The sequence below is a fragment of the Micromonospora sp. CPCC 205539 genome (genome assembly GCF_036906815.1).
Classification (GTDB): domain Bacteria; phylum Actinomycetota; class Actinomycetes; order Mycobacteriales; family Micromonosporaceae; genus Micromonospora.
In genome coordinates this window covers 279,665-294,038 of the sequence record NZ_JBAKHW010000004.1, presented here as the reverse complement: position 1 = coordinate 294,038, position 14,374 = coordinate 279,665, and the positions used below count along the sequence as shown (strand labels likewise).

Annotated in this window: 14 protein-coding genes; 8 read left to right on the top strand and 6 right to left on the bottom strand. The window is 72.1% G+C overall.

All coding sequences use genetic code 11. From position 1 onward, the window contains the following. Nucleotides 1-12 precede the first annotated feature (12 nt). Nucleotides 13-438, bottom strand: coding sequence for a CBS domain-containing protein (locus V6V47_RS05690; RefSeq protein ID WP_334626898.1), 426 nt, complete (start codon nucleotides 436-438; stop codon nucleotides 13-15). Between the two features lie 59 nt (nucleotides 439-497). Further along, the gene (locus V6V47_RS05685; protein ID WP_334626897.1) at nucleotides 498-2,267 is read right to left on the bottom strand and encodes a proline--tRNA ligase; all 1,770 of its coding nucleotides are present in this window, start codon (nucleotides 2,265-2,267) and stop codon (nucleotides 498-500) included. Between the two features lie 165 nt (nucleotides 2,268-2,432). On the opposite strand from V6V47_RS05685, the gene V6V47_RS05680 reads away from it, so the two are divergent. The 6 genes from V6V47_RS05680 (at nucleotide 2,433) to V6V47_RS05655 (ending at nucleotide 7,556) form a co-directional block, all read left to right on the top strand. Then, the gene (locus V6V47_RS05680; protein WP_334626896.1) at nucleotides 2,433-2,963 is read left to right on the top strand and encodes a SigE family RNA polymerase sigma factor; all 531 of its coding nucleotides are present in this window, start codon (nucleotides 2,433-2,435) and stop codon (nucleotides 2,961-2,963) included. After that, a complete protein-coding gene (locus V6V47_RS05675) occupies nucleotides 2,960-4,156 on the top strand; it encodes a hypothetical protein (protein ID WP_334626895.1) in 1,197 nt (398 codons plus the stop codon). Before V6V47_RS05680 ends, V6V47_RS05675 begins: the two co-directional genes overlap by 4 nt. Before the next feature lie 169 nt (nucleotides 4,157-4,325). Then, on the top strand, nucleotides 4,326-5,093 hold the full coding sequence (locus tag V6V47_RS05670) for an SGNH/GDSL hydrolase family protein (protein ID WP_334626894.1): 768 nt from the start codon (nucleotides 4,326-4,328) through the stop codon (nucleotides 5,091-5,093). Between the two features lie 2 nt (nucleotides 5,094-5,095). Then, on the top strand, nucleotides 5,096-5,542 hold the full coding sequence (locus tag V6V47_RS05665) for an imidazolonepropionase-like domain-containing protein (protein ID WP_334626893.1): 447 nt from the start codon (nucleotides 5,096-5,098) through the stop codon (nucleotides 5,540-5,542). A gap of 254 nt (nucleotides 5,543-5,796) precedes the next feature. Next, the gene (locus V6V47_RS05660; RefSeq protein WP_334626892.1) at nucleotides 5,797-6,414 is read left to right on the top strand and encodes a GNAT family N-acetyltransferase; all 618 of its coding nucleotides are present in this window, start codon (nucleotides 5,797-5,799) and stop codon (nucleotides 6,412-6,414) included. Between the two features lie 239 nt (nucleotides 6,415-6,653). Next, on the top strand, nucleotides 6,654-7,556 hold the full coding sequence (locus V6V47_RS05655; RefSeq protein WP_334626891.1) for a sulfurtransferase: 903 nt from the start codon (nucleotides 6,654-6,656) through the stop codon (nucleotides 7,554-7,556). A 34-nt stretch (nucleotides 7,557-7,590) separates the two neighbouring features. Here V6V47_RS05655 and V6V47_RS05650 read toward each other — a convergent pair whose 3' ends face one another. The 3 genes from V6V47_RS05650 to V6V47_RS05640 form a co-directional block, all read right to left on the bottom strand. Further along, nucleotides 7,591-8,772 carry a hypothetical protein gene (locus V6V47_RS05650; protein ID WP_334626890.1) on the bottom strand — a complete coding sequence of 394 codons (1,182 nt, stop codon included), beginning with the start codon at nucleotides 8,770-8,772 and terminating at the stop codon, nucleotides 7,591-7,593. Continuing rightward, nucleotides 8,769-9,326 carry a SigE family RNA polymerase sigma factor gene (locus tag V6V47_RS05645; RefSeq protein WP_334626889.1) on the bottom strand — a complete coding sequence of 186 codons (558 nt, stop codon included), beginning with the start codon at nucleotides 9,324-9,326 and terminating at the stop codon, nucleotides 8,769-8,771. Before V6V47_RS05645 ends, V6V47_RS05650 begins: the two co-directional genes overlap by 4 nt. 81 nt (nucleotides 9,327-9,407) lie before the next feature. Further along, nucleotides 9,408-9,989 (bottom strand): TetR/AcrR family transcriptional regulator, encoded by a 582-nt coding sequence (locus V6V47_RS05640; protein ID WP_334626888.1) that lies wholly within the window; start codon nucleotides 9,987-9,989, stop codon nucleotides 9,408-9,410. Nucleotides 9,990-10,096: 107 nt separating this feature from the next. Here V6V47_RS05640 and V6V47_RS05635 point away from each other — a divergent pair, with 107 nt between their 5' ends. Next, complete coding sequence (locus V6V47_RS05635; RefSeq protein ID WP_334626887.1) at nucleotides 10,097-11,254, top strand: FAD-dependent oxidoreductase; 1,158 nt, start codon at nucleotides 10,097-10,099, stop codon at nucleotides 11,252-11,254. Here the strand turns inward: V6V47_RS05635 and V6V47_RS05630 are convergent. Further along, nucleotides 11,251-12,465: an MFS transporter gene (locus V6V47_RS05630; protein ID WP_334626886.1), complete on the bottom strand. Its 1,215-nt coding sequence runs from the start codon at nucleotides 12,463-12,465 to the stop codon at nucleotides 11,251-11,253. The two genes, V6V47_RS05635 and V6V47_RS05630, sit on opposite strands and share 4 nt — an antisense overlap. Before the next feature lie 119 nt (nucleotides 12,466-12,584). Here V6V47_RS05630 and V6V47_RS05625 point away from each other — a divergent pair, with 119 nt between their 5' ends. Then, the gene (locus V6V47_RS05625; protein WP_334627074.1) at nucleotides 12,585-14,372 is read left to right on the top strand and encodes an HSP90 family protein; all 1,788 of its coding nucleotides are present in this window, start codon (nucleotides 12,585-12,587) and stop codon (nucleotides 14,370-14,372) included. The last annotated feature ends 2 nt before the right edge of the window (nucleotides 14,373-14,374 follow it).

Here is a 14,374-nt window from a genome sequence, read left to right as displayed (position 1 = left end):
GCCGCCGACGGCTCATGTGGTGGGCGACTGCTCACTGATCTCGCTCAACGCGCTGGTCGGATCGAGCTGCATGGCCAGGTCACCGAGCGAGACGATCCCGACCAGCTTCCGGTCGGAGTCGCAGACCAACACCCGTCGGATGCCCCGGTCCCGCATCAACGCGGCCGCCTCGCCCGCCGTGCAGTGCTGCTCGATCATGACCACCTCGCGGGTGACGATCGAGCCGATGGTGGTGGCCGCCGGTGAGCTGTTCTCGGCGACCGCCCGCACCACGATGTCCCGGTCGGTGAGCATGCCGGCGAGGCTCGCGCCGTCGGTGACCACCACGTCGCCGATGTCCGCCTCCTTCATCACCCTGGCCGCTTCGTCCAGGGTGGTCTCCGCCGGCAGGTACACGACCTGCTTGGTCATCACATCGCTGACCCGGTAACCGGTCATGAGAGCCCTCCGAAGACGTTTTCACCCGTATCAAAATGCGGTACCCCGTGACGCCGTGGCTACACCAGGTTCCCACGTTCCGCACGTACCTCGTGGACCAGGTGATCGACCAGACCGTCGAGCGGCAGCTCGACGCGCCCGTCGCCGGCCCGCTCGCGCAGCTCGACGTACCCGTCGGCCAGTCGGCGGCCGACCACGACGGCGCGGGGGATGCCGATCAGCTCGGCGTCGGTGAACTTGACCCCGGCCGAGACGTGCGTCCGGTCGTCGACCAGCACCCGCAGGCCGGCCGCGGCGAGCCGCTCGCCGAGCTGCAGCGCCGCGTCGAGCTGCGGCCCCTTGCCCGCAACGACCAGGTGTACGTCGAGTGGGGCGATCGCCGCCGGCCAGACCAGGCCACGATCGTCGTGGTGCTGTTCGGCGATCGCCGCCACCGCCCGGGACACCCCGATGCCGTAGCAGCCCATCAACGGGCGGACCGGCTTGCCCGCCGGACCGAGCACGTCGACCGCGAACGCGTCGGTGAACCGGCGGCCGAGCTGGAAGATGTGCCCGATCTCGATGCCCCGCCGGATGGTCAGCTCACCGTCGGCGCAGCCGGGGCAGGGGTCACCGGCGCGGACCTCGGCCGCCTCGATCGTGCCGTCGGGCGTGAAGTCCCGCCCGCAGACCACGCCCGTCGCGTGTCGGCCCGGCTCGTTCGCCCCGGTCAACCACGTCGAGCCGGGGACGACCCGCGGATCGACCAGGTAGCGGAGACCCAGCTTGTCGACGAGCTGCGGTCCGATGTACCCACGGACCAGCTCCGGATGCTCATCCCACTCCTCGAAGACGGCCACCTGGGCCGGGTGCAGCGCCGCGCCGACCCGCTTCAGGTCGACCTCCCGGTCGCCCGGCACGCCGACCACCAGCGGCTCGGCCCGTTCGGCGCCCGGCTGACGCACGGTCAGCACGACGTTCTTCAGGGTGTCGGCGGCGGTCCAGCCGTCCCGGCCACCCAGCCGACGGGCGTTGGCCAGATCCACCAGGCTGGCGATCGTCGGAGTGTCCGGAGTGTCGTGCAGCTCGACGGCCGGCTGCCCGGCCGGGTCGATGGCGGCGGGAACCCTGGTGGTGACCGCCTCGGTGTTCGCCGCGTAGTCGCAGGCGGTGCAGCCGACGAAAGTGTCCTCACCGACCGGTGTCGCGGCCAGGAACTCCTCCGACGCCGAGCCACCCATCGCACCGGACATCGCGTGCACCACGGTGTAGTCCAGGCCCAGCCGGTCGAAGATCCGCCGGTACGCCGCCCGATGCCGTGCGTACGCGTCCCGCAGCCCCGCCTCGTCCAGGTCGAAGGAGTACGCGTCCTTCATCAGGAACTCCCGGCCGCGCAGCAGACCGGCCCGCGGCCGAGCCTCGTCGCGGAACTTCGTCTGCACCTGGAACAACGTGACCGGGAAGTCCCGGTACGAGGTGAACAGGTCCTTGACCAGCAGCGCCGCCATCTCCTCGTGGGTGGGCGCCAGCAGGTGCTCGGCACCGCGCCGATCGGCGAGGGTGAAAATGTCGTCGCCGTACTCCGTCCACCGGCCGCTGGTCCGGTACGGCTCCGCTGGCAGCAGCGCCGGGAAGTGCACCTCCTGGTCCCCGATCGCGGTCAGCTCACCACGGACCACCTCGGTGATCCGGTCCAGCACGAGCTTGCCCAGCGGCAGCCAGGTGTAGCCGCCCGGTGCGGCACGGCGGATGTAGCCGGCGCGCAGCAGCAGCCGGTGGCTCGGCACCTCCGCGTCGGCCGGGTCCTCGCGCAGGGTTCGCAGCAGCAGGGTCGACATGCGTAGCAGCATGGGCGCAGCGTAGAACCTGTCCTGCCAGCGCGGCGATCCAATTGGTGCGGTCGGGGCGCGTCGCGCGGTCAGGAACGAGCGTCGGACGCGGCAACCACCGGGGCTCGAAGTGACGTCTGGAAGGGCATCAACCCAGTCGCACCGTGACCCGAAGGATCGGCTCGTGTGGACCCTGTGCTGAATGAGTTCGACTCGTTCGTCCGTACCCGCACGCCGGCGCTGCTGCGCTCGGCCTACCTACTCACCGGCGACCAGCACCTGGCCGAGGACCTCGTCCAGTCGGCGTTGGCCCGTACCCACCGGTCGTGGAACCGGCTGCACCACAGCGGCAACGCCGAGGCGTACACCCGCAAGACCATGTATCACCTGCAGGTCTCCTGGTGGCGGCGCCGTCGGGTGCCCGAGTCGATGGTTGGCGACCTGCCCGAGCCACGCGGAGGCGGCTCGGCCCCCGACCACGCCCACCAGACCAGTCTGCGGCTCACCCTCCGGGCGGCGCTGGCGAAGCTCTCGCCGAAGCAACGGGCCGTGCTGGTGCTGCGGTTCTTCGAGGACCGAACGGAGGCGGAGGCCGCCGAACTGCTCGGCGTCACCGTCGGCACCGTGAAGAGCCAGACGGCCAAGTCACTGGCCCGGTTGCGCGTCGTCGCTCCCGAACTCGCCGAGCTGTACGTCCTGGAAGGGAGTGCCCGATGAACGGCGACCGTCTCCGGTTCGACCTGACCAACCTGGCGGACGAGGTCACTCCGGTCGACCTGCGCGACCGGGCCCTCCGCACCTCCCGACGCCTCGGCATCCAGCGAGCGGTGGCGACCTCGGCCGCCGTCGTGGTGCTGCTCGGCGCGGCCACCGGCACCGCCATCGCCCTGGTGTCCCGCAGCGACGGCCAGACCCCGATGCCCGCTGACTCCCCGTCGATCACAATCACTCCGAGCCCGGTCGATGTGATTCCTACTCCATCTCCGTCGGTGGAGCCCGCCGTTCCGGTGCGCCCGCCAGCCGCGTCCGACGACGCGGTCCTGCCCGCGAACATGTACTGGTACACGGAAGAGGAGTTTGGCGAGGCGCGCAACGCTCCGGGCAGGATCTGGCGCGCGACACCCGATGGGAAATGGAAGCTGGTCCGGGAGGGCCGACCGGGCAGCAAGACGAACTCGGGTCCGGTCGCACCATCACCGGACGGTGCCCGGGCTGCTTGGATCGAGCGCAGCCCGACGAACAGGTTGGTGATCAGCCGATTCGGCGGCGGGAGCGTTTACACCGTCCCGGTCAAAGGCAAGCTGACCTGCGGGCCTCGCTGGCTCGACTCCGATCGGTTGCTGTTCGCCGAGGGTCAGATCGGCCGCGGCGACTGGACCGTCGTCGCCGTCAACGCCGACGGCACCGGCCGCCGAGTGCTCGCCACCAACCAGCAGGACTGCCCGGTGGTCGGCGCCGGCTGGTTCGGCCGGAGCGAGGCGCGGACGGTGGAACTCCGGCAGGAGAGCGGCAAGCACCGTACGGTGACTCCGCGCATCCCCGCCGGGCTCAAGATTCACTCCTTGGTGGGAATCGCCGCTGGCGGCCAAACCGTAGTGATCAGCACCCACGTGCCGAATGCGGGTGAGTGTGGCTGCACCTGGCGGATCCGGAACTACCGGGTGGACGTCGCCAGCGGAGCCGCCGTCGAGCTCGCGACGCTCGACCCCGCTTGGCGCAAGGCGACCGGGCACGGCGACGCCAAGCAGGTGCGCTTCCTGCCCAACGGCGAGATGGTGGCCCAGATCGACGCCGCCTCAATCGGAGGCGACGCCCCTGACCACCGCCTCGTGCGGTACGCCGCCGACGGTCGCGTGCTGGGAAGCACCGCCGTGCCGAGCGGTAACCCGTGGGGTGAGCTGCTCGGCTGACCAACCCGGTGGTCTACCGGCTGCGACGTGAGGGACCGGCGGGAGGCCGGTCCCTCACGTCGCCAACCACCCACCGGGTGGCGTGCCCCACACCGAGGGCCGGTGACCGGGCCACGACCCCGGTGAAAGACTGGTCGCCGCAGGCAACGATGGCGTGAGGGGGGCGCGGGTGCGCTGGCGCAGCTTTGTGGCGGTCGGGGACAGCTTCACCGAGGGTATGGACGACGCGTACCCGGACGGGACCTTCCGGGGTTGGGCGGATCTGGTGGCCACCCGGCTCGCCGTCGACGCGGGGCCCGACTTCCGCTACGCCAACCTGGCCATTCGTGGGCGGCTCTTCCCCAGCGTGGTCGCCGAGCAGGTGCCCTCCGCGGTGGCGATGAAGCCAGATCTGATCAGCTTCGCGGCCGGTGGCAACGACGTGCTGCGGCGCACCTTCGACCCGGACACGCTGGTCGCCCGCTTCGACGAGGTGGTCCGGCAGCTGCGTTCGGGCGGTGCGGACGTGCTCCTCTTCCGGTTCGCGGACGTGATGGCCCGGCTGCCCGGCCAGCGCCTCGTCGCTCCACGAGTGCACCTGCTCAACCAGGCGGTCGGTGAGACCGCCGAGCGGCACGGCGCCATCCTGGTCGACCTGTACGCCGACGACACCTTCCTCAACCCGATGCTCTGGAGCACCGACCGGCTGCACCTGAGCGAGGCCGGGCACCGGCGGGTCGCCGGGCAGGTGCTCACGGCGCTCGGGGTTGGTTGCGACGAGGACTGGCTGCTGGTGCCCCCGCACCCGGCACCCTCCCCCTGGCTCGCCGCCCGCGCGGCGGACCTGCGCTGGGCCGGACAGCACCTGGCTCCGTGGGTCAAGCGCCGGCTGACCGGCCGGTCGTCCGGCGACACGGTCACCGCCAAGCGCCCGCTGCTCGGGCCGATCGTCGACTGAGGGTGCTCACCCTGCACACCGCCCCGCTGCTGCGACTCACCCACGATGGCGAGCCGGAGCCGGATCACGCCGTGGCGGTGAGCGGCGACCGGATCGACGCAGTCGGCCCGCTGGACGACCTGCGCGCGCGGTACGCCGGGGCTCGGCTCCGCCGCTGGCCCGGGACTCTGGGGCCGGGGCTGGTGCACGGCGGGCCGCTGCCGGACGCGCCCACCCCGCGTGAGCGGGTGTACGCGCTCTTGCGGCGCGGAGTCACCGCGGTCTTGGCGGAGCACCTCGACGATCCGGCGTTGCGGTCAGCCGTCGATCGGGGTGACCTGCTGGTGCTGTCCGCCGCCGCACCGCCGGCGTTGAACCTCGGCGGGCGAGCCGATCTGGCGGTCTTCGACGCCGAGGACGCCTGCCTGGTGACCGTGGTCGCCGGCCGGATCGCCCACCGCCGCGCCTGACTCGCGTCCGCTGTGGATGCTCGGGTCGGAATTTGGATCGCCCGACGTCCGCCGTCCCGGATAGCACCCGCTTCCCTGCCGATTCTCGCCCATCGCCGAGTGGATCATGAACGAGATCGCCGCTGCCCAGGACCCGCATTACTGCGCTCTCTGCCGCCGGAGCGATTCCGGGGACACCTGTCGGGGTACTGAAGTGCGTGTGACCTGCGAGAAATCGGATCGCACCGCTGGCACGATCATGTGATCGTGTCCGCATGCCGCAACCGATCTTGCGCACTGACCGTCTGCTGCTGGTTCCACTTGCAGACCGGCACCTCGAGCTAGAGGTCCAGCTCGACTCCGATCCGGAGGTGCTTCGCTGGATCAGCGGCCGGGCGCGATCCAGGGACGAGGTGGTCGCATCCCATTCGCAGAGGATGGCCTTGGCATGCAAGGTGGACGGCTTGGGCTATTGGATGGCGTTCGGGTCTGATGGCGGCGCGCGGGGCTCGACGTCGCCGGCAGGTGAGGACGAGGGCGAGTTCATCGGGCTTATGATGCTGCCGCCAGCGCACGGGCCCGACCAACCTGACGACCCAACCGTCACGGACCTGGGTTACCGCCTCGTCCGTCGGTACTGGCGGAGAGGCTTGGCCAGCGAGGCATCCCGCGCCTTGCTGCGGCACGCCTTCGACACCGTCGGGCAAAGCCGGGTGATCGCGCAGACCATGGCCGTGAACGCCGGGTCTCGAGGCGTGATGGAGGCCATCGGCATGCGGTACGTGCGCACGTACTTCCCGCTCTGGGATGATCCGCTGCCGGGAGCGGACTTGGGTGAGGTCGAGTACGAGATGACCCCCGGGATGTGGGAGGCATGTCGTGGCGCTTACTGATGCAGGAATTCGTAGGCAGCACGGGGTGGAGTTGCAGCCACCGAACGAACCCCACGTGCCCAGCTTGGTCGACGCGGCCAGCGACGGAAACCTCTGGGGACTGTTCTTCACGAGCGTTCCCACTCCCGACACCATGGGCGAGACCGTCATCTCCGCGGCCCGGCCCACCATCCGGTGCGGGTGGTGGGCCGGTCTCGTTACCGAGGTCGGGCGCGGCGATCCGGCGTACCTTGGGGATCATGTCTGTGCCGAACGATCCAGATCCCCGCCTTCAGGCGTACGCGAATCCGCAGCGGCTGGTCACCACCGAGTGGCTGGCCGAGCATCTGGGCGACGAGGGCCTCGTCGTCGTCGAGTCCGACGAGGACGTCCTGCTCTACGAATCCGGTCACATCCCGGGTGCCGTCAAGGTCGACTGGCACCTGGAGCTGAACGACCAGGTGACCCGGGACTACCTGGATGCGAAGAGCTTCGCCGAGTTGTGTGCCGCGAAGGGCATCGGCCGGGGCGACACCGTCGTCTTCTACGGCGACAACTTCAACTGGTGGGCCGCGTACGCCCTCTGGGTGTTCTCGCTCTTCGGCCACGCCGACGTGCGGCTGCTCGACGGTGGCCGCCAGAAGTGGATCGCCGAGGGGCGCGAGGTGACCCGCGACAAGCCGTCCCGTCCGCGCGCCGACTACCCGGTGCCGCTGCGGGACGACGCGCCGCTGCGGGCCTACCGCGAGCAGGTCATGGCGCACATCGCCGCCGGTCGGCCGCTGGTCGACGTCCGATCGCCGGGTGAGTACACCGGCGAGACGCTGCACATGCCGGACTACCCGCAGGAGGGCGCGCTGCGGGGCGGGCACATCCCGGGCGCGGTCAGCAAGCCGTGGAAGTCCGCCGCCAACGACGACGGCACGTTCAAGGGCTTCGACGAGCTGCGTGCGATCTACGCCGACCAGCTCGGCCTGAGCCCGGACGACGATGTGATCGCGTACTGCCGGATCGGTGAGCGGTCCAGTCACACCTGGTTCGTGCTGCGGCACCTGCTGGGTTACCCGCAGGTGCGCAACTACGACGGCTCGTGGACCGAGTGGGGCAACCTGGTCCGGGCTCCCGTCGTCAAGGGCGACCAGCCCGGCGGCCTCGCCGCCTGACTCGACCGTGTGTTTCTGGCCGGCTGAGCGGTGCTCAGCCGGCCAGCGCCACCGCGCCGTTCAGGTCACGGACCACGCCGGTGATCTCGCCGGTCGCCGGTTGCCAGCGCACCACGCCGCCCGGTCGCAGGCGGAGCAGCACGGCACCCCGGTCGTCCCAGCCCAGCACCTCGCAGCAGCCCTTCCACCGGTCCCGCCCCAGGTCGAGCACGTGCGACACCGCGCCGGTCCGGGCGTCCAGCAGGGCCACCCCCTCAGCACCGTCGATCTCGTCGCTGGTGATCCACGCCGCCCGGGCCAGTCGTGGGCCGTGCAGCCAACCCCGGCCGTAGAACTCGTTGATCCGGTAGGGCGCCGGGAGCAGCGCACCGGTGACCGGCTGTTCGGAGCGGACCGTGCCCTCGCGGGCGGTCCGGCTGCGCAGGACCAGAGCGTCCCGCACGCCGCCCACCTCCACGAGCGCCGCCTCCCGGCCGGCCGCCGGGTCGGGCGCGACGAGGTCCCACGCGGAGACGGTCAGCGGGCTGGCCGCCCCCGAAACCAGGTTCACCGCGTACGTCCGGTCGTCGCCGCCGACCAGCACCCGGTCGCCAGCCCAGACCACCAGTTCCAGGTAGCCGTCCAGTGGTATCCGGCGGACGGCGGGCGCGGTCAGGTCGACCAGGATCAGTTCGTTGGTCTGCGCGAACGCCGCCGACCGGCCGTCCGGTGACAGCACGCCCGGCTTGAGGGCGGTTGCCTGATTGCCACCCTCGTCCCGGGTGGGCGCCGGGGTCACCACGTCCAGTGCGCGGATCACGCCGTCGTCGCCGAGCACGCGGATCGGGCCGACCGCGCGGTTCTCCTCATCCACCGGTTGGTAGAGCGCCAGTGCCCGACGTACCGGTCGGGCCGAGAGCGGCACGGTTGCCGGGCCGTCGAGCCGGGTCAGCGGGTCGGGCGGGAAAGTCAGGTCGGTGGGGGCCCGCTGCACCGGCGGGGCCGGGCTGGGCTCGACGGTGGGTGCCACCGAACGGTCGACGGACGGCCCGGTGGACGGTCGCAGGGCGGCCACGGTGCCGCCGCCGACCAGCGCGACGGCCAGGGCAGCGACACCGACAGCGCGCCGAGCGCGTCGGGTACGCCGGGCCCGATCCCAGGCGTCCGCCGCCGAATGCGCGGGAAGAACGTCCTCGACGGTGGCGGTCAGCAGTCTTCGCAGGGTCTGCTCGTTCACGGGTTCACCTCCAGGCCGGTGGAGAGGCCGCCGGGCGTCGCCGGGTTCGGGGCGGGCCGGGCGTCCCGGGCCAAATCCGGGGCCACCTCGCGGAGCCGGCGCAGCGCCGCGTGGCACTGGCTCTTCACGGTGCCGACGGTCACCCCGAGGGCTTCCGCGGTGGCCACCTCGGTCAGGTCCTCGTAGTAGCGCAGTACCAGCACCGCTCGCTGGCGGGGCGGCAGCCGGTCCAGCGCGTCGTGCAGCGTGATTCGCAACGCGCCGTCGCGCTCGGGGGCGACCTGTTCGGGCGGCTCGGCGCTGAGCCACTCGCGACGCCAGCGCCGCCACCACGACACCGCGTCCCGGTAGAGGATGGCCCGCACGTACGCGGCGGGGTCGCCGTCGCGGACCGTGGGCCAGCGCAGCGCCAGCTTGAGCAGGGCGTCCTGGAGGAGGTCCTCGGCCTGGTGCCGGTTGCCGCAGACCAGGTAGGCGGCGCGTAGCAGCCGATGTTGGTGGCTCTCCACGAAGGCGAGGTAGCCGTCGCGTCCGTCGCTCGTCGCCGCTCGCATCCGCTCACCTCCCGGCCGTCGCGTCAGGTCGACACGTCCCACGTCAACTGGCAGACGCACGGAGAGGGGGAAAAGGTTGGGTCAGCTCTGCGGCGGCCCGGTCAGGTAGCGCTGGAGTGTCGGCGCGATCCAGGAAACCAGCTCGTCCGGCCCCAGGTCCACCATCGGGGGCAGTTGGACGATGTAGCGGGTGAAGGCGAGGCCGAGGATCTGACTGGCCACCAGGCCGGCCCGTCGGGCGGCGGTTGCCGGGTCGGCACCGAGCGTGGCAACGACCGTGGTGAGCTGGTCGGCGAAGATCTCGCGCATCTTCTCGGCGGCGCCGGGGTTGGTGCTGGCGGCGCGGAGCAGCGCGGCGAGCGTCTCGTCGCCCTCCCACCGGGCGAGGAAGTGCCGGACCAGCAGCTCGCCGAACCGCTCGGGCGGCACGTCGGTCAGCACGGGCAGCCGGAGGTCGAATTCGGCCGCCGCCGCGAACAGCCCCTCCTTGCTGCCGTAGTAGCGCATCACCATCGACGGGTCGATCCGGGCGTCGGCGGCGATGGCCCGGATCGTGGCGCGCTCGTACCCGTCCGTGGCGAACCGCTCACGAGCGGCCAGCAGGATCGCCGCGCGGGTGGCGTCCGAGCGGCGGGGACGGGTCGAGTGGGCGGGCCCTGTCATGTCAACGACCGTAGGCCAACAACCGTTGACACACAACGATCGGCGACCTAGCGTTGCCAACGAGCGTTTGCCAACAACCGTTGACATCAGTCGTTCCGGAGGTGGCCATGCTGCCCACGAGTACCGACGTCCTGGTGGTCGGAGCCGGGCCCACCGGTCTCGCCACCGCGCTGACGCTGGCCCGGCGCGGGGTCGAGGTGACCGTGGTCGACCAGCTCGCCGAACCACCGACGACCTCCCGCGCGGCCGTCGTGCACGCGTACACCCTGGAGGTGCTGGACCGGATCGGCGCTGCGGCGCCGCTGGTCGCCCAAGGCGTGCGGGCACCGCGGTTCACCGTGCGCGACCGGGACCGGATGCTGCTCGCGGTCCCGTTCCACCAGCTGCCGTCCCGTTTCCCCTACGCGTTGCTGGTCTCCCAGTCGGTCACCGAGTCGGTGCTCACCGACCAGCTCGCCGACCTCGGCGTCCGGGCGCGGCGGCCCGGCCGGCTGACCGACCTGACCCCCACCACCGACGGAGTGGTCGCGCAGGTCGACGGGGCCGCGCTGCGCGCCCGGTTCGTGGTCGGCGCGGACGGTCTGCACAGCACGGTCCGGCAGTTGGTCGGCATCGGCTTCAGCGGTCCGAGCCACGAGGAATCGTTCGTGCTCGCCGACGTCCGGGTGCGCAGCGCCCTGCCCCGCGACGAGGCCGCGCTCTTTCTCGCCCGCCCCGGTCCACTGATCTGGGCGCCCCTCCCGGACGGCGTCGTCCGGCTCGTCGCCGCGGTGGCGACGGCTCCGGCCGAGCCGGATTCGGCCTACCTCCAGGCGCTGCTCGACGAGCGCGGCCCGGAGCGCCGACCCGAACGGATCACGGAGGTGCTCTGGGGCTCCCGGTTCCGGGTGCACCACCGGATCGCCGACACGTTCCGGGCCGGGCCGGTGCTGCTCGCCGGGGACGCCGGGCACGTGCACAGCCCCGCCGGCGGGCAGGGCATGAACCTCGGCATCTGCGACGCCGTGGCCCTCGGCACCACGCTGGCCGACGTGCTCGCCGGCGGCCCGGAGACGCTGCTCGACGACTACACCGCCCGGCAGCGGCCGATGGCCGAGGATGTCCTGAGCTTCACCGCGGGGCTGACCCGACTGGCCACGCTCTCCTCGGCCCGTCGGCCGATCCGCGACGTGCTGCTCCGGCTGCTCGGTGCCGTACCGCCGGCCCGCCGGCAGATCGCACTGCGCCTGTCCGGGCTGTCCCATCGGGAACGAACGCCAGGTTAGGCCGCACCCACGGCAACGGGCAGCGGCTGCAGGGTCCACCATGCCGCGAGCGTGACCAGCGCGAACGTACCCGCCACCGCCACCGCTACCGGCCCCGTGCCGTGCGCCGCGCCGACCAGCCCGGCGAGCGCCGCGCCGACCGGTGCGGTGAGCAGCCCGACCATCCGCTGGGCGGCACTCACCCGGCCGAGCAGCCCGGCCGGCACGTGCTGCTGCCCGTACGACGCCCACAGGCTGTTCCACACCACGGTGCCGGCGGCGAAGACCGCCAGCGCGAGCCCTCCCACCACCGGATGCCGCGCCAGCGCGAAACCGGTCAGCGCGACGGTCTGCGCGGCGAGCACCACGCGCAGCGCCGCCACCGTGCCGAGCCAGGCGGCGAGTCGTCCCGCGCCGAGCGCCCCGGCCACGCCGCCGACGATGGCACCCGCGGCGAACAACCCGTACCCAGCCGGCGGCACCCGCAGCACGTCCAACGCGTAGAGCACCAGCACCGCCATGAGGCCGCTGATCGCCAGATTGCACGCGGCGGCGAGCAGGGTCACCCGCCACAGTGTCCGGTGGCCGCGCAGCCACCGCACCCCCTCGACGATCTCGGCCCACACCGACCCTCGGCGCGCTCCCGGTCCGGACGCCGGCGCAGTGGGGGTCAGGCTCAACACGAGCAGAGCCGCCACGGCGAAGGTCAGGGCGTCGAGGGTGAACGGAAGCGCTGGTGCGACAGCGAAGAGGACACCGGCGGCGGGCGCGCCGAGGAAGCCACCGGCCACCGCGGCACCGGCCTGGAGCCGTCCGTTCGCCCGGGGCAGCGCCGCCGGCGGCACCAGAGCGGGGAGCAGCGCGAACGAGGCGGCGTCGAAGAGGGTGCCCAACGTGGCGAGGAGGAACGCGGCCACCAGCAGCGCCGGGATGCTCGCCTGGTCGAGGGCGACCGCCACGGCCAGGGCCGCCACCACGGCCGCGCGTGACCCGTCCACCAGGGCCATCGTCCGTCGGCGGTCCCAGCGGTCCGCGTACACGCCGCCGAGCAGGCCGAAGAGTAGCGGCGGCAACTGTCCGGCCACGGTGACCGCCGCGATGACCCGAGGGTCGCGGGTCACGGTCGCGGCCAGCAACGCCAGCGCCGGGGTACGCAGCGCGTCGCCGAAGCGGGAGGAGACGGCCGCGGACCAGAGCAGCCGGAAATCCCGGCCAAGTGGGGAGGAGGTCATGCCGGCGACGGTGCGGGTTCGACCGGGTCGAGGGTCAAGCCGGCGGCGAAAGGGGGACGCGCGGATCGGTGATCATCGGTACGGTGAGCGCCGGAATCGGGACCGGGGAGCACTCAGGCGTGGACCACACCTTCCAGGTCGACCTCCGTGGCGTGGTCGACCTGCTCAGTCATCACCTCTACGGCAGTCCGCGGGTCTACGTCCGCGAGCTGTTGCAGAACGCGGTCGACGCGATCACGGCACGCCGGGCGGCGGAGCCGGACGCGCCAGCGCTGGTCCGCATCGACCCACCGGAGCTCACCGGCGACGGCACACTGCGCGTGCACGACACCGGCATCGGCCTGACCGAGGCACAGGTGCACGAGTTGCTGGCCACCATCGGCCGCAGCTCCAAGCGCGACGAGCTGGGCTTCTCCCGGCACGAGTTCCTCGGCCAGTTCGGCATCGGCCTGCTCTCCTGCTTCCTGGTGGCCGACGAGATCCAGGTGCTCACCCGGAACGGCGAGCACCCCACGGTCCGCTGGACCGGGTACGCCGACGGCCGCTACGCGGTGACGGTGGCACCGCCGGAGGCCGCCCGATCCGAGCCGGGCACCACCGTCACGCTGGTGCCCCGCCGCGACGCCGACCAGTGGTTCACCACCCCGACCGTCACCGACCTGGCCCGGATCTTCGGTTCCCTGCTGCCGGTCACCGTCCGGGTCGGCGACGTGACCACCACCACCGGCGAGCCGCCCTGGCCGACCACGGCGGAGGCTCCGGTCGACCGACCGGCACTGATCCGGTACGCCCGGGAGACCCTCGGCTTCGACCCGTTCGACGTGCTGCCGCTGGCCGTGCCCGAGGCCGGGGTGACCGGCGTCGCGTTCATCCTGCCCACCCCGGTGAATCCGGCGGCGCGGGCGGGGCACCGGGTCTACCTCAAGCGGATGCTGCTCACCGAGCACGCCGACGGGCTGCTGCCGGACTGGGCGTTCTTCGCCCACTGCGTGGTGGACGCCACCGAGCTGCGCCCGACCGCCAGCCGGGAGGCGCTCTACGAGGACACCCTGCTGACCGCGACCCGGGAGGCGCTCGGTGACCAGGTACGCGGGTGGCTGGTCCGGCTCGCGCGGCACGACCCACGCCGGCTGGCCGAGTTCCTCCAGGTGCACCACCTCGGCGTGAAGGCGTTGGCGCTGCACGACGACGAGATGCTGCGACTGGTCGACCGGTGGTGGCCGATGGACACCAACGTGGGCACGCTGACCCTCGCCGAGTTCCGCGAGCGCTACGGGGTGCTCCGGTACGCGGCGAGCCTCGACGAGTTCCGCCAGCTCGCGGCGGTGGCCGCCGCGCAGGACCTGGCGCTGGTCAACGCGGGCTACACGTACGACACCGAGCTGATCGAGCGGCTGCCGGCGGTGGACCGCTCGGTGCTGATCGAACGGCTGGAGCCGAGCGACCTCACCACCCGCTTCGAGGGCCTCGACCCGCAGGTGGAGATGGCGTTGCGGCCGTTCCTCACCGCGGCGCAGCGGGCCGTCGAGCGCTCCGGCTGTGAGGTGGTGATCCGGGCGTACGACCCGGTATCGCTGCCCGCGCTCTACCTGGTCAGCCGGTCGGCGGCGTTCAACGACCAGCTCGCGGCCAGCCGGGACCGGGCCGACGAGCTGTGGGGCGGCGTGCTCGACGCACTCGCCGCGACCGCTCCACCGGACCGCCCACAGCTGGTCCTCAACCACCGCAACCCGCTCGTCCGTCGGGTCACCACCCTGAGCGACCCGGAACTGGTCGGGCTCGCCGTCGAGGCGCTGTACGGGCAGGCGTTGCTGCTCGGTCACCATCCGATCCGCGCGGCCGACGCCGCGCTGCTGAACGATTCCTTCCTCGGCCTGCTCGGCCGGGCGGTACCGGGACGGGAGTGAGC